The organism is uncultured Comamonas sp., from assembly GCF_964277875.1.
Taxonomy (GTDB): domain Bacteria; phylum Pseudomonadota; class Gammaproteobacteria; order Burkholderiales; family Burkholderiaceae_C; genus Comamonas; species Comamonas sediminis.
The window spans coordinates 66127-84821 of record NZ_CAXYJV010000027.1; the positions used below are offsets into that span (position 1 = coordinate 66127).

At 65.2% G+C, this 18695-nt stretch carries 17 protein-coding genes; 9 read left to right on the plus strand and 8 right to left on the minus strand.

From position 1 onward, the window contains the following. Positions 1–23: 23 nt before the first annotated feature. From ACHWUQ_RS10285 to ACHWUQ_RS10305, 5 genes are all read right to left on the minus strand, one after another. On the minus strand, positions 24–1019 hold the full coding sequence (locus ACHWUQ_RS10285; RefSeq protein ID WP_369460617.1) for a tripartite tricarboxylate transporter substrate-binding protein: 996 nt from the start codon (positions 1017–1019) through the stop codon (positions 24–26). A gap of 108 nt (positions 1020–1127) precedes the next feature. Continuing rightward, complete coding sequence (locus ACHWUQ_RS10290; protein WP_394681059.1) at positions 1128–2507, minus strand: MmgE/PrpD family protein; 1380 nt, start codon at positions 2505–2507, stop codon at positions 1128–1130. Between the two features lie 25 nt (positions 2508–2532). Further along, positions 2533–3714, minus strand: coding sequence for a CaiB/BaiF CoA transferase family protein (locus tag ACHWUQ_RS10295; protein ID WP_394681060.1), 1182 nt, complete (start codon positions 3712–3714; stop codon positions 2533–2535). 40 nt (positions 3715–3754) lie between these two features. Then, entirely contained in the window at positions 3755–4921 is a 1167-nt protein-coding gene (locus ACHWUQ_RS10300; RefSeq protein ID WP_116927445.1) for an acyl-CoA dehydrogenase family protein, read from the minus strand. A gap of 87 nt (positions 4922–5008) precedes the next feature. Continuing rightward, entirely contained in the window at positions 5009–5905 is an 897-nt protein-coding gene (locus ACHWUQ_RS10305) for a MaoC family dehydratase N-terminal domain-containing protein (protein WP_312526214.1), read from the minus strand. 221 nt (positions 5906–6126) lie between these two features. Between ACHWUQ_RS10305 and ACHWUQ_RS10310 the strand changes: the two genes are divergently transcribed. The 6 genes from ACHWUQ_RS10310 to ACHWUQ_RS10335 all read left to right on the plus strand — a co-directional run bounded on the left by ACHWUQ_RS10310 (position 6127) and on the right by ACHWUQ_RS10335 (position 13279). After that, positions 6127–7032 carry an SDR family NAD(P)-dependent oxidoreductase gene (locus ACHWUQ_RS10310; RefSeq protein WP_394681089.1) on the plus strand — a complete coding sequence of 302 codons (906 nt, stop codon included), beginning with the start codon at positions 6127–6129 and terminating at the stop codon, positions 7030–7032. Between the two features lie 280 nt (positions 7033–7312). Next, the gene (locus tag ACHWUQ_RS10315; RefSeq protein WP_312414313.1) at positions 7313–8206 is read left to right on the plus strand and encodes a MaoC/PaaZ C-terminal domain-containing protein; all 894 of its coding nucleotides are present in this window, start codon (positions 7313–7315) and stop codon (positions 8204–8206) included. Next, positions 8203–9471, plus strand: coding sequence for an acetyl-CoA hydrolase/transferase family protein (locus tag ACHWUQ_RS10320; RefSeq protein WP_394681061.1), 1269 nt, complete (start codon positions 8203–8205; stop codon positions 9469–9471). The genes ACHWUQ_RS10315 and ACHWUQ_RS10320 overlap by 4 nt, the downstream gene beginning before the upstream one ends. 25 nt (positions 9472–9496) lie before the next feature. Then, positions 9497–10693 (plus strand): acetyl-CoA C-acetyltransferase, encoded by a 1197-nt coding sequence (locus tag ACHWUQ_RS10325; RefSeq protein ID WP_230773848.1) that lies wholly within the window; start codon positions 9497–9499, stop codon positions 10691–10693. 43 nt (positions 10694–10736) lie between these two features. Next, positions 10737–11726 (plus strand): Bug family tripartite tricarboxylate transporter substrate binding protein, encoded by a 990-nt coding sequence (locus ACHWUQ_RS10330; RefSeq protein ID WP_394681062.1) that lies wholly within the window; start codon positions 10737–10739, stop codon positions 11724–11726. Between the two features lie 11 nt (positions 11727–11737). Beyond that, entirely contained in the window at positions 11738–13279 is a 1542-nt protein-coding gene (locus ACHWUQ_RS10335) for a class I adenylate-forming enzyme family protein (RefSeq protein WP_394681063.1), read from the plus strand. Here ACHWUQ_RS10335 and ACHWUQ_RS10340 read toward each other — a convergent pair. Further along, positions 13266–14087, minus strand: coding sequence for a prolipoprotein diacylglyceryl transferase family protein (locus tag ACHWUQ_RS10340; protein WP_394681064.1), 822 nt, complete (start codon positions 14085–14087; stop codon positions 13266–13268). The two genes, ACHWUQ_RS10335 and ACHWUQ_RS10340, sit on opposite strands and share 14 nt — an antisense overlap. A gap of 317 nt (positions 14088–14404) precedes the next feature. On the opposite strand from ACHWUQ_RS10340, the gene ACHWUQ_RS10345 reads away from it, so the two are divergent. Both ACHWUQ_RS10345 and ACHWUQ_RS10350 read left to right on the plus strand, forming a co-directional pair. Beyond that, positions 14405–14809 (plus strand): type II toxin-antitoxin system RelE/ParE family toxin, encoded by a 405-nt coding sequence (locus ACHWUQ_RS10345; RefSeq protein ID WP_312526226.1) that lies wholly within the window; start codon positions 14405–14407, stop codon positions 14807–14809. A 39-nt stretch (positions 14810–14848) separates the two neighbouring features. Next, positions 14849–15217 (plus strand): XRE family transcriptional regulator, encoded by a 369-nt coding sequence (locus tag ACHWUQ_RS10350; RefSeq protein WP_312462483.1) that lies wholly within the window; start codon positions 14849–14851, stop codon positions 15215–15217. 112 nt (positions 15218–15329) lie between these two features. Here the strand turns inward: ACHWUQ_RS10350 and ACHWUQ_RS10355 are convergent, their stop codons facing one another. Next, on the minus strand, positions 15330–16769 hold the full coding sequence (locus tag ACHWUQ_RS10355) for an NAD-dependent succinate-semialdehyde dehydrogenase (protein WP_394681065.1): 1440 nt from the start codon (positions 16767–16769) through the stop codon (positions 15330–15332). An 82-nt stretch (positions 16770–16851) separates the two neighbouring features. Beyond that, complete coding sequence (locus ACHWUQ_RS10360; RefSeq protein WP_394681066.1) at positions 16852–18060, minus strand: ABC transporter substrate-binding protein; 1209 nt, start codon at positions 18058–18060, stop codon at positions 16852–16854. Positions 18061–18315: 255 nt separating this feature from the next. Here ACHWUQ_RS10360 and ACHWUQ_RS10365 point away from each other — a divergent pair, with 255 nt between their 5' ends. Next, positions 18316–18681 carry a Zn-ribbon domain-containing OB-fold protein gene (locus ACHWUQ_RS10365; RefSeq protein ID WP_133856704.1) on the plus strand — a complete coding sequence of 122 codons (366 nt, stop codon included), beginning with the start codon at positions 18316–18318 and terminating at the stop codon, positions 18679–18681. The last annotated feature ends 14 nt before the right edge of the window (positions 18682–18695 follow it).

Consider the following 18695-nt stretch of genomic DNA (forward strand, 5'->3'; position numbering starts at 1 on the left):
TCCTGCGCGGGTGAACGCCAGGCTTATTCGGCGGTCACGCCGGCTGCCTTGATCACCGTATTCCAGCGCTTCACTTCCGATTCCAGCAAGGCCTTCAAGCTCTGCGGCGTGGCGCGGTCCGGGGTCACCAGCTCGCTGCTCAGGTCGGCAATGCGCTGCACCACCACAGGGTCCTTCAAGGCCACATTCAGGGCGGCGTTGATCTTGTTGATCACCTCGGCCGGCGTGCCCTTGGGGGCATACATGCCGTGCCAGACCTTGACGTCAAAGCCCTTGAGGCCCTGCTCGTCGAGCGTCGGGATCTGCGGCATGGCGGTCAGGCGCTGGGGCGTGGTCACGCCAAAGACCTTGACCCTGTTGCCGTCCTTGATGACTGGTGCGGTCTGCGTGGTCTGGTCGCACAGCAGATCGACCTGGCCGCCCATCAAATCGTTCATCGCCGGGCCGGCGCCCTTGTAGGGCACCGTCGTCAGCTTGACGCCCGCCTGGTACGCAAACAGCATGCCGCACAGCTGCGAGACCGCGCCAATGCCGGCATTGGCCAGCGACACCTTGTCCTGGTTGGCCTTCACATAGGCCATCAGCTCCTGGAAGTTGTTGGCCGGAAAGTCCTTGCGCGACAGCAGGGTCATCGGCACATCGAGCACCTGGCCGATGTACTCGAAATCCTTCAGCGGGTCATAGGGCAGCTTCTTGTACAGCGACGGCGCCGTAGCCATGCCCATGTGGTGGATCAGGATGGTGTAGCCATCGTTCTTGGCGCGGGCCACGCGCGCCGGTGCAATCGTGCCGCCTGCGCCCACGGTGTTTTCCACCACCACGGTCTGGCCCAGCGATTTGCCCATCGGAATGGCCAGCATGCGCGCCACCACATCGGTCGGGCCACCGGCCGAGTAGGGCACCACCATCACCACCGGTTTGGTGGGCCAGTCCTCTGCCTGGGCGTTGAGGTGCAGGCCCAGGCCGGCACAGGCCAACACGGCGGCAGCGGCTGCCGGGGTCAACAAGCGAAAGCGCATTTTTGTCTCCTGGTCTTGGGAGGGGTACATTGCCCATCCCGGTAGGGGGAGGAGGCCGGGTCGGGCCCCCCGCATCGCAGCCGCCCAGCGTCGGCGCTGCTGCATTCTTTATACGGCCAGCAACAGCTTTTCGACCCTGGTCCATTCCCGTACTTGCCACAGTTTCTGCACCGATTGCTGCATCTGCGCGGCGGGCACCGCACGGCTGAATTCGCCCAGGCGCAGTGCCTTGTCGGTCAGCTCCTCGCGGCTCAGTGTGTTGCCTGGGTCGCCCTTGGGCTCGTCCACCCGGCCCTCCAGCACGCGGCCATCGGTGGTGGTCACGGTCACCTTGCCAATCCAGCGCTGCGGGTAGGCGCTGTCCACCTCGGGGTCCAGCACCATGCGCACCTTGTCGCGCAACGCCATCGTGTCCTCGGCGCGGAACTCGTTGTCGAACTCATTGAGGCCGGCAAAGCCAAAGCGCGCGGCCAGCGCCAGCACCGTGCCCATCGAAAACTTGCTCTGGTGCACCGTGCTCGGGTCCACGACCGGGCCCAGCACATCGATCGCCGCCTGGTGCACATGGGTCACCACTTCAGCAATGTCCGAGACCTTGAGCTGGTGCGCGCGTACCACCTGCAGCAGCGCATCGGCGGCCGGGTGCGTGTGGCGGCAGGAGGCATGCCATTTGAACGAGGTCTCCGGCGTCGCCCAGCGCGTGCCCAGGCCATCGACCAGGCGGGCCGGATCGCTGTCGCTGGACATGCCGGCGGCCATGCCCTGCGCGCCGCAGAAGATATCGGCCGCGCCGGTGAAACCATCGCTGGCCAGGTAGGCGGCCATCAGGCCGGCACCGGCGGCGTGCGCGGTGTGCAGCTGCTTGCTGTCGGCAGCGGTGCGCAAAAACTCCCACAGGCCGGCAGACTGCGTGCCGGCCGAGCCAAAGGCATGCAGCATCTGCTGCGCATTGAGGCCCAGCAGATGGCCCACAGCGGCCGCTGCGGCCAAGGTGCCGGCCGTGCCGGTGGTGTGGAAGATCTTGTAGTGCGAGCGGCCCAGGAATTCGCCCACACGGATGCCCACTTCATAGCCGGCGATGCAGGCGGTCAGCAGTTCCTTGCCGGACTTGCCCAGCGCCTGCGCCACGGCCACGGCCGGGGGGAAGACGACGGCCGCCGGGTGGAACACCGAGCCGTTGTGCACATCGTCCTGCTCGGCCACATGCGAGGCGGCGGCATTGGCCATCGCCGCCAGGTAGGGGCTGCTGCTGCGGCCCTCGGGGCCGATCACCTCAGCCGGGCCTTGGGCCGGGCCCTGGCCCAGCGCAAAGCGGGTGATGCTGGCCACGGGGCGGGCATTGTGGCCGGCCACCACCGAGCCAAACCAGTCAACCCAGAGGTCTTCGGTCTTCTGCAGCACGGACTCGGGAATGTCGCTGTATTGCAGCTCAGCTGCAAAGCGGGCCAGTTGGGCCGCTGGCGTGGGGGATGGGGTTGCTGTGGTCATGTTCTTTTTTCTCCAACAGAAAGCATCAAAGGCCAGAGGCCTTGCGCACCGCTGCCAGCGCATCGGCCGGCAGCTGCAGCGCGTCGAGGATGGCGGCCGTGTGCTCGCCCACCGCCGGCACCGCGTCCATGCGGTAGTCGTACTGGTTGTTGCGGCCGGGCGGCAGCAGCGCGGGCACTGCGCCCACCGGCGTGTCCACCTGCGCAAAGCGCTGGCGTGCCAGCAGCTGCGGGTGCGCCCACAGGCCCGCCATGTCGTTGACATGCGCGTTGGCAATGCCGGCCTCGTCCAGGCGCTGCACCACATCGCTGGCATTGAGCGAGCCAAAGATGCGCAGGATCTCGGCCTGCAGCTCGGCGCGGTTGGCATTGCGCTTGGCATTGCTGTCAAAGCGCGCATCGGTGGCCAGCGCCGGTGCCAGCAGCACCTGGTCGCAGAAGACCTTCCACTCGCGCTCGTTTTGCAGGCCCAGCATCACCGTGCCGCCATCGCCGGCCACAAAGGGGCCATAGGGGTAGATGCTGGCATGCGAGGCGCCCGTGCGCGGTGGCGGCGCAGCGCCTTCAAACGCGTAGTACATCGGGTAGCCCATCCACTCGCCCAGCGCTTCGAGCATGGACACATCGATATGGCTGCCCTCGCCCGTCTTGCCGCGCAGCAACAGGGCCGAGAGGATATTGGTATAGGCATACATGCCCGCCGCAATATCGGCCACCGAGATGCCCGATTTGCTCGGCGTCTCGGGGGTGCCGGTCACCGACAGAAAACCCGCCTCGCTCTGGATCAGCAGGTCATAGGCCTTCTTGTCGCGGTAGGGGCCGTTGTCGCCATAGCCGCTGATGTCGCAGACGATCAGGCGCGGAAAGGCGGCGTGCAGGGCCTCGTACGACAGGCCCATGCGCGCCGCAGCGCCCGGCGCCAGGTTCTGCAGCAGCACATCGGCCGTGCCCAGCAGCTGCTTGAGCGTCTCCAGGGATGCAGGGTCCTTCAGGTCCAGCGCGAGGCTTTCCTTGTTGCGGTTGAGCCAGGTGAAGTGCGAGGACTGGCCGCGCACGCGGCTGTCATAGCCGCGCGCAAAATCGCCGCTGCCCGGCCGCTCCACCTTGATGACGCGCGCCCCCAGATCGGCCAGCTGGCGTGCGCAAAAAGGCGCCGCCACGGCGTGCTCCAGCGATACGACGGTGATCCCGTCCAATGGTCTGGTCATGAAGTCTCCGGTTGTCTGTTTTTCTCGCTGCGCGGCGCCATCAGAACGAGCGCGGCAGGCCCAGGATGTGCTCGGCCACGTAGGAATAGATCAGGTTCGTCGAGATCGGTGCCACCTGGTACAGGCGCGTCTCGCGGAACTTGCGCTCCACGTCGTATTCGCAGGCAAAGCCAAAGCCGCCGTGGAACTGCAGGCAGGCGTTGGCCGCCTCCCAGCTCGCCTTGGCCGCCAGGTACTTGGCCATATTGGCCTGGGCGCCCATGGGCTCGTGCTTGTCAAACAGCTCGCAGGCTTTCCAGCGCATCAGGTTGGCCGCTTCCACCTCGATGAAGGCATCGGCAATCGGGAACTGCACGCCCTGGTTCTGGCCAATCGGGCGGCCAAACACTTCGCGGTCGCGCACATAGTTGGTCACGCGGTCGAGGAACCAGTAGCCGTCGCCAATGCACTCGGCCGCGATCAGCGTGCGCTCGGCGTTGAGGCCGTCGAGGATGTACTTGAAGCCCTTGCCCTCTTCGCCGATCAGGTTCTCCTCGGGGATCTCCAGGTTCTCGAAGAACAGCTCATTGGTCTCGTGGTTCACCATGTTCAGAATGGGGCGCACGGTCAGGCCTTTTTTCTCGGCCTCGCGCAGGTCGACCATGAAGATCGACATGCCTTCGCTCTTTTTCTTCACCTCGGCCAGCGGCGTGGTGCGCGCCAGCAGGATCATGAAATCGCTGTGCTGGATGCGGCTGATCCAGACCTTCTGGCCGTTGATGACGTACTTGTCGCCCTTCTTCACGGCCGTGGTCTTGATCTTGGTGGTGTCGGTGCCGGTGGTGGGCTCGGTCACACCCATCGATTGCAGGCGCCATTCGCCGCTGGCGATCTTGGGCAGGTACTTTTCCTTCTGCGCGGCCGAGCCATGGCGCAACAAGGTGCCCATGTTGTACATCTGGCCGTGGCAGGCGCCGGAGTTGCCGCCGCAGCGGTTGATCTCTTCCATGATGACCGAGGCCTCGGTCAGGCCCAGGCCCGAGCCGCCGTACTCCTGCGGAATCAGCGCTGCCAGCCAGCCGGCCTTGGTCAGCGCCTCGACAAAGGTCTCGGGGTAGGCACGGGCCTCATCGACCTTGCGGAAATACTCGTCGGGGAACTCGGCGCAGAGCGCGCGGATGGCATCGCGGATTTCGGGGAAGTTGTTGGAGCCGGTATGTTCGATCATGGTTCTGGGTCGGGCGTTGGGGCTGGCGGCGCTGACAGCGAATGCGCCACCCGCCGGTGTTGGGGAAAGCGTGGTGGTCTGCGGCGCTCAGCGGATCTTGGCGGTGGCCTGCATCGTGAGCCAGCCCTCGTGGTCATGCGCCCAGAGCTTGATGGTCTTGCCATCGTCCTGGGGCTGGCCCAGCACGGTGAACGGATGCAGATCAAAGGTGGGGCGGATGGCCTTGAACGAGAAGTCGGTCAGCACCGCATCGGGCGCATTGCGGCGCAGCAGATCGACCAGCAAGGTCGCAATCAGCGGGCCATGCACGATCAGGCCGGGGTAACCCTCTTCCTGCGTGACATAGCTGCGGTCGTAGTGGATGCGGTGGCCGTTGAAGGTGAGCGCCGAATAGCGGAACAGCATCACCGGGTCGGCGTTGATCTCGCGCTTCCAGGCGGCCTGCGTGTCGGCGGCGGTGGGCGGGGGCACCGGGTCGCCGGGCTGGGCGGCGGCGCGGTAGACGATGTCATGCTCCTCGGTCAGCGCCAGGCCGTCTGCATTGCTGTAGCTGTGCTGCACCAGCACAAACAGCAGCTCGCCCGATCGGCCGACCTTGTGGTCCACCGAGGCGATGCGCGAGACGCGCTCCACGCGCTCGCCAATGCGCAGCGGGTTGTCCGCCTGCCACTGCAGGCGGCCACCGGCCCACATGCGCCGGGGCAGCGGCACCGGCGGCAGAAAGCCGCCACGCGCCGGGTGGCCATCGGGCCCCAGCAGGCTTTGCCGCGCCATCGGCAGAAAGTTCATCCAGTGCCACAGCGGCGGCAGGCTGTCACCGTCCTGGGCCGGGAGGTCATCGCGGTCCAAGGTGGCCGACAGACCGGTCACGGCCGTGCGGGCCACCAGGTCCTGCGTGGTCTCGGTCTTGTTGATCCAGCTTTGCAAATGGGCGACCTGCTCGGCAGAGAGCGAGGCGGCAGAAGGTTCAGGGGTGTGCGACATGGTGGCACTGTCGCAGGCTGCGCTCGCCAGCGCAATCGCAGAGATTGGAACCTCTCCTTTGGCAGCGGTGAAGACAGCGGGTTAACGCGCATTAGTGAGCCAGCCGTTTCAGTTTGCCAAAGCCCTGCCTACGTATTTGCGAATTGGCAATGCGCTTCATGGACGGCATGCTGGCGATATTCATCTACACACAGCTCCAAGGAAAAACAGACATGTCCACCATGCTCGAAGGCAAAGTCGTTATCGTCACCGGTTCTGGCGGTGGCATCGGCCGTGATATGGCACTGGCCATGGCCAAGGAAGGCGCCAAGGTCGTCGTCAATGACATCGGCACCTCCACCACCGGTGAAGGCCATGACGACGGCCCCGCGCAAAAGGTCGTCAACGAGATCAAGGCCGCCGGCGGTGAAGCCGTGGCCAATACCGACAGCGTCTCGGACCCCAATGCCGCCGCCAAGATTGTGCAGTGCGCGCTCGACAGCTTTGGCAAGCTCGATGGCATCGTCAACAACGCCGGCATCCTGCGCGACCGCTTCTTCCACAAGATGAGCGTCGACGAGTGGGACGCCGTCATCAAGGTCCACCTCTACGGCAGCTACTACGTGGCACGCGCTGCGGCCAACCACTTCAAGGAGCAGGAAAGCGGCGCCATGGTCCACATGACCAGCACCTCCGGCCTGATCGGCAACTTTGGCCAGGCCAACTACTCGGCCGCCAAGCTGGGCATCGTCGCGCTGTCCAAGAGCATTGCGCTGGACATGGCCAAGTTCAATGTGCGCAGCAACTGCATCTCGCCCTTTGCCTGGAGCCGCATGATCGGCTCCATCCCCACCGACACGCCCGAACAGCAGGCCCGTGTGGACAAGCTCAAGCAGATGACCCCCAACAAGATCGCACCCCTGGCCGTCTACCTGCTCAGCGAGCAGGCCCAGGACGTCAACGCCCAGGTGTTTGCGGTGCGCAATAACGAGATCTTCCTGATGAGCCAACCGCGCCCCCTGCGCTCGGTGCACCAGGGCGAAGGCTGGACGCCCGAGGACATCGCCTCGCATGCGATGCCGGCGCTGAAATCCTCGTTTGTGCCGATGGAGCGGTCGGGGGAGGTTTTTAGCTGGGATCCGGTTTGACTTGGACTTCCCCCTGAGCCGCTTTGCGGCTTCCCCCTTCTCTCACGCTTCGCGTGGGAAGGGGGACGGCACCCTCCGTGCGGGAGCGGCCCTTCGTCGGTGCCAGTTAGTACGGTAGCGCCAGTTTTTACGCGCAGTGCACAGTGGGCGTGTTGATTCTCGAACAACGAAGCTCGATGGGTGTGCTCTGACCGTTTCAAGGAGGTCCCCCGGTGGCCTCGCAAAACACCCAACAAGCAGTGCACTACGCCGCACCACAACAACCCCAGAGACAACGACCATGACGATCAACTACCAGCAACTCAAGGCCCGGCCGTTTGCGCCGGTGCACCAGGATTATTCGCAGCGCGACACGATGCTGTATGCGCTCAGTCTGGGGGTGGGCAATGATCCGCTCGATACCCGCAATCTGCCGCTGGTCTACGAGGGCATGGCGCAGCCGCTGCAGGCGCTGCCGACGATGAGCTCGGTGCTGGGCTACCCGGGCTTTTGGGCCAAGGAGGCGGATACGGGGATTGACTGGGTCAAGCTGGTGCATGGCGAGCAGCGCACCACCATCCACCAGCCGCTGCCGGTGGGGGCCAAGGTGGTGGGCAAGACCAAGGTCACGCGGGTGATCGACAAGGGCGCGGGCAAGGGCGCGATTGTGGTCAGCGAGCGCAGCCTGGAGGGCGAAGACGGCACCTTGTACGCCACCCTGGAGCAGGTCACGTTCTGCCGGGGCGATGGCGGCTACAGCGAAGCGCTGGGCGGCCAGCCCAGCGATGCCTCGCTGCCGGCGCTGGCGCCCACGCCCGATACGGCACCGCGCTGGACCTATACCCACACCATCCGCCCCGAGGCCGCCCTGCTCTACCGCCTGATGGGCGACTACAACCCGCTGCATGCCGACCCCCAGGTGGCGCAGGCGGCAGGCTTTGACAAGCCCATCCTGCACGGCCTGGCCACCTACGGCATGGTCTGCCATGCGCTGGTGATGACGGCCTGCAACGGCGATGCCAGCCTGCTGCGCAGCATGCATGCACGCTTTTCGTCGCCGGTCTTTCCGGGCGAGACCTTGCGCACCGAGGTCTGGCAGGCCGGTGATGCGCTGCAGTTCCGCGCGCTGGTGGTCGAGCGCGGCATTGTCGTGCTCAGCCATGGCAATGCCAGCCTGGCTCCCGCACAGCCATGAGCATAGCCCAAGGCCGGCAGATGGCGCTGGCGGATCTGGATCTGGCGCAGTTCATCCGCGCTGGCGACAGCATCGTCTGGGGCCAGTCCGCTGCCGAGCCGCTGTCGCTGATCCAGGCCTATGTGGCCCAGCGCCAGCGCTTTGCCCGCACCAGCGTGTTTCTGGGCATTGGCGGCGCCAACACCTTGCAGCCGGCGCATGCCGATGCCATCGACATGCGCGGCTACGCCGCCGGTGGCGCGCACCGTGCGCTCGGCATGGCCGGTGTGCTCGATCCGATTCCCTGCCATTACTCGCAGATTCCGCAGCTGATCGCCAGCCGCCGCATTGCCGTCGATGTGGTGTTCGTCCAGGTATCACCGCCCAATGCCGATGGCGACTGCAGTCTGGGCCTGGCCCATGACTATTTGGTCACCGCGATGCGCCATGCACGCTGCGTGATCGCCGAGGTGAACGCCGATGTGCCCTGGGTCACGGGCGCCAGCCTGCGCCTGGCCGATGTCGATGCCTGGGTGCAGAGCGACCAGGCTGTGGTCGATGTGCCCGCCGGCAAGATTGGCCCCGCTGAAGAGGCGATTGCGCAGCTGATCGCCAGCCGCGTGGAAGACGGCGCCACCTTGCAGCTGGGCATTGGCAACCTGCCCGATGCGGTGCTGCAGGCGCTGCAAGGCCACCGCGACCTGGGCGTGCACAGCGGCACCATCGGCGACCGCGTGGCCGACTTGGTCGACGCCGGCGTCATCACCAATGCGCGCAAGGGCATCGATGCGGGCACCAGCGTCACCGGCCTGCTGATGGGCAGTGCCCGCACGCGGCGCTGGGCGCATAACAACCCTGCGTTGCGCATTGCCGGCACCGACTACACCCACAACGCCCAGGTGCTGGGCCGGACCCACCGGCTCACCGCGATCAACTCGGCGATCGAGGTGGACCTAACCGGCCAGATCAATGCCGAGGTGGTGGCAGGCCAATACCTGGGTGCCGTCGGTGGCGCGATGGACTTTTTGCGCGCCGCTGCCGCCTGCGATGGCGGCCTGCCGATTGTGGCGCTGCCCGCCACCGCCAGAGGCCAGTCGCGCATCGTCGCGCAGCTGTCCGGCCCGGTCTCCACGCCGCGCGCCGATGCCGGCCTGATCGTCACCGAGCACGGCATTGCCGACCTGCGCGGCCTGAGCCTGGGCCAACGCCTGCGCGCGATGCTGGCCATTGCCGCGCCTGAACACCGAGACCTGCTGGCGGCCCAAGCGCGCCAGCAGCTGAATTGACCCCTTTTTTTCTGGAGAGAAAACCATGCGTAAAGCCGCCATCGTCACCCCTTTGCGAACCCCGGTGGGCACCTACGGGGGCAGCCTGCGCCCCGTCTCGGTCGAAGACCTGGCCGCCACCACCGTGCGTGCCGTGGTCGAGCGCAGCGGTATCGACCCCAGCCGCATCGACGATGTGGTGTTTGCCCAGTCCTATGCCAGCAGCGAAACGCCTTGCGTGGGCCGCTGGGCCGCGCTGCAGGCCGGCCTGCCGGTGGAGGTGCCAGGCATGCAGCTTGACCGCCGCTGCGGTGGCGGCCTGCAGGCCGTGGTTACCGCCTGCATGATGGTGCAAAGCGGCGCCGCCGATGTGGTGATCGCCGGCGGTGTGGAGAGCATGAGCAATATCGAGTACTACACCACCGATATGCGCTGGGGCAAGCGGGCCGGCAGCGTCACCATGTATGACCGCCTGGACCGGGGCCGCGAGCGCTCGCAACCGGTGGAACGCTTTGGCGTCATCTCCGGCATGATCGAGACCGCCGAGAACCTGGCGCGTGACTACGGCATCAGCCGCGAAGAGGCCGACGCCTTTGCGCTGCGCAGCCACCAGCGCGCTGCCGCCGCCTGGCAGGCCGGCCGCTTTGATGCCGAGGTGGTGCCCGTCAGCGTGCCGCAGAAAAAGGGCGAGGCAACCCTGTTCAGCCGCGACGAAGGCTTCCGCGCCGATGCCACGATGGATTCGCTGGGCAAGCTGCGCGCGTTGATGAAGGGTGGCACCGTCAGCGCCGGCAATGCCAGCCAGCAAAACGATGCCTCGGCCGCCTGCCTGATCGTGGCCGAAGACAAGCTCCAGGAGCTGGGCCTGACGCCGATGGCCAGCCTGGTCGGCTGGGCCGCCGCCGGCTGCGAGCCCTCGCGCATGGGCATTGGCCCGGTGCCCGCCGTCAAGAAGCTGCTGGGCAAGCTGGGCCTGACGATGAACGACATGGACCTGGTCGAGATCAACGAGGCCTTTGCCTGCCAGGTGCTTGCTGTCCTGCAGGGCCTGGAATGGAACGATGCCGAGCGCCTGAATGTGAACGGCTCGGGCATCTCGCTGGGCCACCCGATTGGTGCCACCGGCGTGCGCATTCTGGCCACCTTGCTGCATGAGCTGGAACGCCGCAAGGGCCGTTATGGCCTGGAGACCATGTGCATCGGCGGCGGCCAGGGCATTGCCGCCGTGTTCGAGCGCTACTGAGCGCCCGCCCTCCCCACCGCTTACAAAAACCAGGAGACAAGACATGACCCTCATCCACCGCCGCGGCCTGCTGGCTGCCACGGCCGCCGCCGCCCTCAGCCTCTGCGCCTCTGTCCATGCCCAGGGGGGCCTGGGTTCAGGCGCACCGGTGCGCCTCATCGTCGGCTACTCGGCAGGCGGCCCTGTGGACCAGGGCGCACGCCTGCTGTCCATCGCGCTGTCCAAGGAGCTGGGCAGCAATGTCGTGGTCGACAACAAGACCGGTGCCAACGCCACCCTGGCGGGCAACGAAACCTCGCGCGCCAACCCCGATGGCCTGACCCTGTGGTTTGCCGCCAGCCCCACGATCACCATCAGCCCCAATGTGATGCGCAAGATGCAGTTCGACCCGGTCAAGGACCTGACCCCGATCGCACCGGTGCTGAGCTACTACAACGTGCTGGTGGCCAACAACAACGAGCCCTTCAAGACCACGAAGGCGCTGGTGGACTATGCCAAGGCCAACCCTGGCAAGCTCAGCTATGCCTCGGCCGGCGTGGGCGGCTCCAACCACCTGGGCACCCTGCTGTTTGCCAAGCGCAGCGGCATCGAGCTGAACCATGTGCCCTACCGGGGCAATGCACCGGCGATGACCGATGTGATGGGCGGCCAGATCAACATGATGATGGACATCATCAGCACGGCCGGCACCTACATCCACGGCAAGAAGGTGACCCCGATTGCGGTGACCTCGCCGCAGCGCAACCCGGCCCTGCCCGATGTGCCGACCTTTGCCGAAAGCGGCATCGAAGGCCTCAAGGGCTTTGATGTGGGCGGCTGGTATGCCGTCTACGGCCCCAAGGGCATGGCGCCCGAGCTGCAGATGCGCCTGAACAAGGCCATCAACGCCGCGCTGGCCCAGCCCGAGCTGAAGGCCAAGTACAAGGAACTGGGCTATGACGAATGGACGGGCAGCCCCCAGACCCTGAGCGAACGCGCCGCCAAGGAACGCCAGATGTGGTCCACCGTGACCCAGGGCATTGTGGTGGACTGACAGGACCCAAGATGGAATTTCGCATTCACCAGTTTCTGGACCGCTGGCTGCAGGAGGCCCCGGACCGGCCCTTCATCTACCTGCCCGATCGCACCCTGAGCTATGCCGACCTGGGACGCCTGGTCGATGCGCTGGAGGCGGAGCTGCGCGCGCTGCAGGTGCGCAGCGGCGACCGCGTGCTGGTGGTCGCCGAGAACTGCCCCGAGCACGCCGCCTTGCTGCTGGCCTGCAGCCGCGTGGGCGCCTGGGTCTGCGGCGTCAATGCCCGCATGGCGCCCGGCGAGGTGCGCGGCTTTGCCGACAAGGCCGACGCGCGGGTGGTCTACTTCACCGACCGCGTCTCCAAGGCCGCCGCAGCGCATGCCGAGCGCTATGGCACCCGCCCGTCCTGCGTGCCGGGCCTGGCCCACACGGCCGTGCGTGCCGATGCGCGCGCCGAGCCCGAGCCGGACGGCAATCCGGTGGCCGCCATCATCTTCACCTCCGGCACCACCGGCACCCCCAAGGGCGTGCTGATGAGCCAGCGCGGTGTGGCGCACTTTGCCCGCGTCTCGGCCCAGTCACGCCGGCTGGGGCCGGATGACAAGGTCTACGCCTTTGTGCCTATGACCCATATCTTTGGCCTGGGCACCGTGCTGCTGGCCTCGCTGTCGGCCGGTGCTGCGCTGGAGATGCGCAGCCAGTTCGAACCCGCCGACCTGCTGGACGCGCTGGCCCACCATGGCATCACCCAGCTGCAAGGCCCGCCCACCCTGTTTGCACGCCTGCTGCAGTACTGCGAGCAGCATGGCATCACCCAGCCCGCTGCACCGCATCTGCGCTACCTCTACACCGGCGCCGGCCCGCTCGATCTGGCGCTGAAAACCAAGGTCGAGGCGTTGTTTGGCCAGACCCTGCACCACGGCTATGCGATGAGCGAATACGCCGGCTCGCTGCACCTGACGCGCATTGACGAAGCCCGCAGCGACACCAGCGCGGGCTACTGCATCGATGGCGCGGAATTGCAGATCGTCGATCCGCACAGCGGCCGGCCACTGCCGACCGGCGAGCGGGGCGAGATCTGGGTGCGTGGCACGGGCCTGATGCCCGGCTACTTCCGCGACCCCGAGGCCACGGCCGCCGCCTTGCGCGACGGCGGCTGGTATGCCACTGGCGACCTGGGCGAGCTGCATGCCGATGGCGCGCTCTTCGTCGTGGGCCGCCTCAAGGAGATGATCATCCGCTCGGGCTTCAACGTCTACCCCAGCGAGGTCGAGCATGCGCTGGGCAGCTTTCCCGGCATCCAGCGCGCCGCCGTCGTGGGCCAGAAGGAGGCCGATGGCAACGAGGCCGTGGTCGCCTTTGTCGTGCAGGATGCCCGCCATCCACCGGACCTGGATGCCTTGCAAGCGCACTTGCGCGAGCACCTGGCGCCTTATAAGCGGCCGGCACGCATCATCGCCATCGATGAGCTGCCGGTGAATGCCAATGGCAAGGTGATGAAGCGCGAGCTGCAGGCCCGGCTGGAGGCCGAGCAGGCTGCTGCAGCGCCCGCAAGCGCTACAGCGTCGTAGCCGGCACGATCTTCTGCATGAAGTCGTTCACGCTGGCCCCAGACAGCTCGCCCACGCGCTGGCCCTGCAGCTGGCCGTTCGCGTCATAGAACAGGGTGGTGGGCAGCGCACGGCTGCCGGCCACCTCGCCCATGCTGTTGCGCGGGTCCAGCAGCACCTGGCCATCGGGCAGGCCAAAGCCGCGTGCGGCCTTGAGCACCACCTCGGGTGCTTCCTGCTGGTTCACCCACAGAAACTGCGCCTGCGGGTAGCGCTTTTGCGCCTCCAGCAGCGCGGGCATCTCGCGCACACAAGGAGTACACCAGCTGGCCCAGAGGTTGATGACCACGGGCTTGCCCTTGAACTGGTCGAGCGCATGGGTTTGGGCATCCAGCGCCACCAGCGACAGCTGCGGCAAGGCCTTGGCGCTGGAGGAGAAGTGATGGACCAGCGCATTGCCGCCCAGCCACAGCACCGCAAACAGCGCCGCCGCACCCGCCAGCGGCTGAACCACCGCCTTCTTGCGCAGCCACAGCCACCAAACGTAAACAACCGTCACCGCCAGCGCCGCCCAGGGCTCCCAGCCCCCGTCGCGCACATTGAACAGCGACAACGGCTGCGCCAGGTACTCATCGGCATAGCGCGCCACAAAGCCCAGGCGCGCCGCGACCAGCGCCAACAGCGGCAGCAGCCAGGCATGTGGCGTCGTGGACAGTCCCCGCTGCCGCGCCCAGCGCGCCAGCAGCACATCGGCCAGCAGCCATGCCAGCATCAAAATGACCAAACCCCAGGGCAGCGAAAACGGCCCGATCTGCAAACTTGCGCTCATAAATGCTTTTTCAATCAACAAGAAGTGATGTGGTTACCGATCCTCCACATTCATGGTGCACCATCTGAATGCAATACGGCATTTTGGTTCCAGTGGCGTTTCGGTTGAAGGGATGCCTAGGCTTCCACCAGCAAATGACCACGGCATCCAGCACAAACCCAGCAGCCAAATTTATATAAGTAGTTATATAATTAAAGGATGCACTGCCGTGACGATGTGCACGCAAATTATTCCTATAACTGGAGTGTGTATGAAGCAAAAGCGCCGCAAGGCCTCCTGGCAATCCCAAGGGATTGCAATTTTCAAGCAGGGAAGAAATGCAATTCAAACCACGAAAGCCACTCCAGTTTTGGGAGCAATCCGTTGTCAATGACTACCGCAAGTTTCCCGCAGATATCCAGGACGATGGCGGCTACCAGCTCGACCGTCTTCAACAGGGCCTAGACCCCGATGATTTCAAGCCCATGGCGGTCATTGGCGCAGGTGCTTTTGAGCTTCGGTTGCGAGACGACAGCAATGCCTACCGTGTGATCTACGTCGTCAAGTTTGAGGATGCGGTCTGGGTGCTGCATGCATTCCAGAAGACCACGCAAAAGACCAGCAACAAAGATATCCAGCTGGCGAAGGAGCGCTTCGCAAAACTGCTCCAGCTGAAATCGGAGGAGAAGGCGCTGCAGAAGAAAACCGCCAGAAAGACAGCCTCTGGCAAGACTGCATCGTGATGCAGCCGCCAGCGCCATGACTATTGCAAAGGATGCCCTATGAATGCCATCACCGAACATGTCAGCTTCTCCAGCGTGTCGGATCTTCTGGAGAAGACACCTGAAGAACGCCGAGATTACGAATTGCGCTGTGAGCTGCTCACGGCCCTGCGGGAGCACATCGAGCGATCGGACATGACCCAGGCCGCCGTGGCCAAGGCGCTGGGCGTCGCCCAGCCACGGGTGAGCGATCTGGTGCGGGGCAAGCTGTCCAAGTTTTCGGTCGGCACCCTGCTGGATTTCATGATGCGCCTGGGCTTCACGGTGGCGATCAAGCCCACCCCGCCGAAGGTGACGGCGGCCAAGGCCGGCGTAGCGCGCAAAAAAGCCAGCAAAACAAAACCTGCGCCAGAGCTGGAGACAGCCTGACGGGTTTCTCAACCGCCGGCGACTACCGCAAGCAGTCGCCGGTTTTCATCGCGCTATACCAGCGCGTTGGGTAATCTCCACCCACCAACGCGCCTCGGTAGCAATAGCCGTCTTACTGGTCCTCGCTCACCAGCTTGATATTGCAGTAAGCCTGCAGCCCTTCAATACCGCACTCCGAGCCCCAGCCGCTTTCCTTGACGCCGCCAAAGGGCGCCTCGGCCATCGAGATGTTCAAGGTGTTGATGCCCAGCATGCCGGTCTGCACGCCGTTGGAGAGCTGCTGGCGCACGGCGCTGTCCTGCGTGAAGGCATAGGCGGCCAGGCCGTATTGCAGGCGGTTGGCGCGTTGCAGCGCTTCGTCCATGTCGGCGATGGGATTGATCAGCGCGACGGGGCCAAAGGGCTCCTCGTTCATCAGGCCTGCGTCTTCGGGCAGGTTGCTGATGACGGTGGGCTCCCAGAAGAAGCCCTTGCCGGGCATGCGCTTGCCGCCGGTGTGCAGGGTGGCGCCCTTGTCTTGCGCATCGGCGATCAGGCGGGTCAGCGCCTCGATGCGGCGCGGATTGGCCAGCGGGCCCATCTGGCTGCTTTCGTCGAGGCCATTGCCGACCTTGAGCTTCCTGGTGCGCTCGACAAAGGCGGTCACAAAGCGGTCGAACACATCGCGGTGCACATAAAAGCGCGTGGGCGAGATGCAGACCTGGCCGGCGTTGCGGAACTTGCCGGCGACCAGGGCGTCGGCGGCCTTGTTGATATCGGCATCCTTCCAGACGATGACCGGCGCATGGCCGCCCAGCTCCAGGGTGGCGCGCTTCATGCTCTTGGCGGCATGCGAGGCCAGCATCTTGCCCACGGCGGTGGAGCCGGTGAACGAGAACTTGGCCACCTCGGGCTGGTCGAGCAGGTAGCCCGATACCTCGGCCGGCACGCCAAACACCATGTTCAGCACACCGGCGGGCAGGCCGGCATCGTGCAGCACGCGCACCAGCTCCTGGGCGGTGGCGGGGGTTTCCTCAGCGGGCTTGAGCACCAGGGTGCAACCTGCAGCCAGGGCGCCGGCGATCTTGCGCGCGGGCGTGATGGCGGGGAAGTTCCAGGGCGCAAAGGCGGCGCAGACACCGACCGGCTCATGGTGCACGGCAATGCGCTGGGTCGGGGTCTTGCCCGGCACCAGGCGGCCATAGTTGCGGCGGCCTTCTTCGGCATACCAGTCGTAGGTGTCGGCGGCGGCCAGCACTTCCAGCCTGGCTTCGCGCACGGGCTTGCCCTGCTCCAGGGTCATGCAGCGGGCGATGTGGTCGGCACGTTCACGGATCAGGCTGGCGGCCTTGCGCAAGATGTCCGAGCGGGCCAGCGGCGAGGTGCGCTTCCAGCCTTCAAACGCGGCGTTGGCGGCCTGCAGGGCGGCCTGCAGATCGGCTAGGCTGGCATGGGGCAGCTGGCCCAGTGTGGACTCGTCCAGCGGGTTGATGACGGGCTCGCTCTTGCGGCCGTCGGCGGACAGCCATTGGCCGTTGATAAACAGCTGCAACTGTGGATAAGATTGGGACATCGGTGGCTCCTGCCAGGGGTTTGGAATGCATAACGCGGTCTTTCTGAAAAGAAGACCGCGTGGCTTGTGGATAAGTCTGTGGTTACTTCTTCACGAAACCACACTTGCCGTCGGCCATGGGCCGGAACGCCTGGTCACCCGGAATGGTGGCCAGCACCTTGTAATAGTCCCAAGGGCCTTTGGATTCCTCGGGCGACTTGACCTGCACCAGGTAGAGGTCGTGCACCATGCGGCCGTCCTCACGCACATGGCCGTTCTGGCTGAAGAAATCCTCGATCTTGTTGGACTTGAGGTACTTGGTGACGGCGGGGCCGTCGTCGGTCTTGATCGCGGCCACGGCCTTCAGGTACTGGGTGACGGCCGAGTAGGTACCGGCATGCACCATCGAAGGCATGGTCTTCTTGCCCATGCGCTCAAAAAAGCGCTGCGAGAAGGCGCGCGTCTCGGGCGTGCGGTCCCAGTAGAAGGCGGTCGCAAAGGTCAGTCCCTGCGCGGTCTTGAGGCCCAGCGAATGCACGTCCTGGATGAACATGAACTGCGGCGCCACGGTCTGCTTTTGCATCAGGCCAAACTGCTTGGCCGACTTGATCGCATTGATGGTGTCATTGCCCGCGCTCACCAAGGTGACCACCGAGGCCTTGGACTCCTGCGCCTGCAGCACGAAGGACGAGAAATCGCTGGCATTGAGCGGGAAGTTGGTGCGGCCCACAATCTTGCCACCGCCCTTGCTGACGATATTGGTGACCGTCTCGGCGCCAGCCTTGCCGAAGGCATAGTCCACCGCCATGATGTACCAGTCCTTCTTGCCTTTTTCCAGCATCGCATGGGCCACGCCGCTGGCCATCGCATAGGTGTCGTAGGTGTAGTGGATGCCGGTGGGGATGCAGGCCTCACTGGTCAGTGCGTCCGATGCGCCGCCCGAGGTCAGCACCAGCTTGTTGCGCTCCTTGGCCAGGTTGTAAACGGCCATCGCGACGGCCGAGTTGTTCAGGTCAACCACCACATCCACGCCATCGGTATCGAACCAGGTGCGTGCGCGGCTGGCGCCGACATCGGCCTTGCCCTGGTGGTCGGCAAACACCACCTCGATCTTCTTGCCCCCGACCTTGCCGCCAAAGTCCTCCACCGCCATGCGCGCGGCCTCCAGCGAGCCGCGCCCTGCGGTGTCGGCATAGGGGCCGGACATGTCGCTGAGCACGGCAATCTTGACGACGTCGTCAGAGATGCCCTGCGCTTGCGCGCCCGTGGTGCAGCATGCGGCCATGGCCAAAGCCAGCGCGGTCATTTTCATGGTCTTGTCTCCGGTTTTATAGAAAGCGTTTGACAGACGATGCTAGAGATTTCTGACCCGCCGGTTTCTGCATTTGCCAAGCGCTGCCTTAGCCTGCGCCAAAGCCTAGAAAACCCTGATACCCACAGAAGCGAAAGCAGTGTCACCCAGGTTCGTCAAGCGCGGCCAAACCCCCTCTTCGGCAACCAATAATTGCGTGCAGCAGGCAATGGGGCCATGCTTGACCATCCGCTATCTCCTCAGAAAGATTCCGCAATGACACCCTCGATGTCAAGCCAGTACCAGGCTGCATTGGATACGGGCAGCTTCCAGATTCAGCGCTGCAAGGCCTGTGCCCAGGCCATCTTCTACCCCCGTGAGCTGTGCCCGCATTGCGGCAGCGATGCGCTGGCCTGGGAGCAACCCAGTGGCAAGGGCACGGTCTACTCGACCACGGTGATCCGCCGCAAGGCCGAGGCCGGTGGCGACTACAACGTCGCGCTGGTGGACCTGGCAGAAGGCCCGCGCATGATGAGCCGCGTCGAAGGCATGGCGCCCGCCGATGTGAAGATCGGCATGGCCGTGCAGGCCGAGGTGATCGAGCACAACGGCAAGGGCCTGGTGGTGTTCAAGGCCGCATAACAAGAGGGATAAGA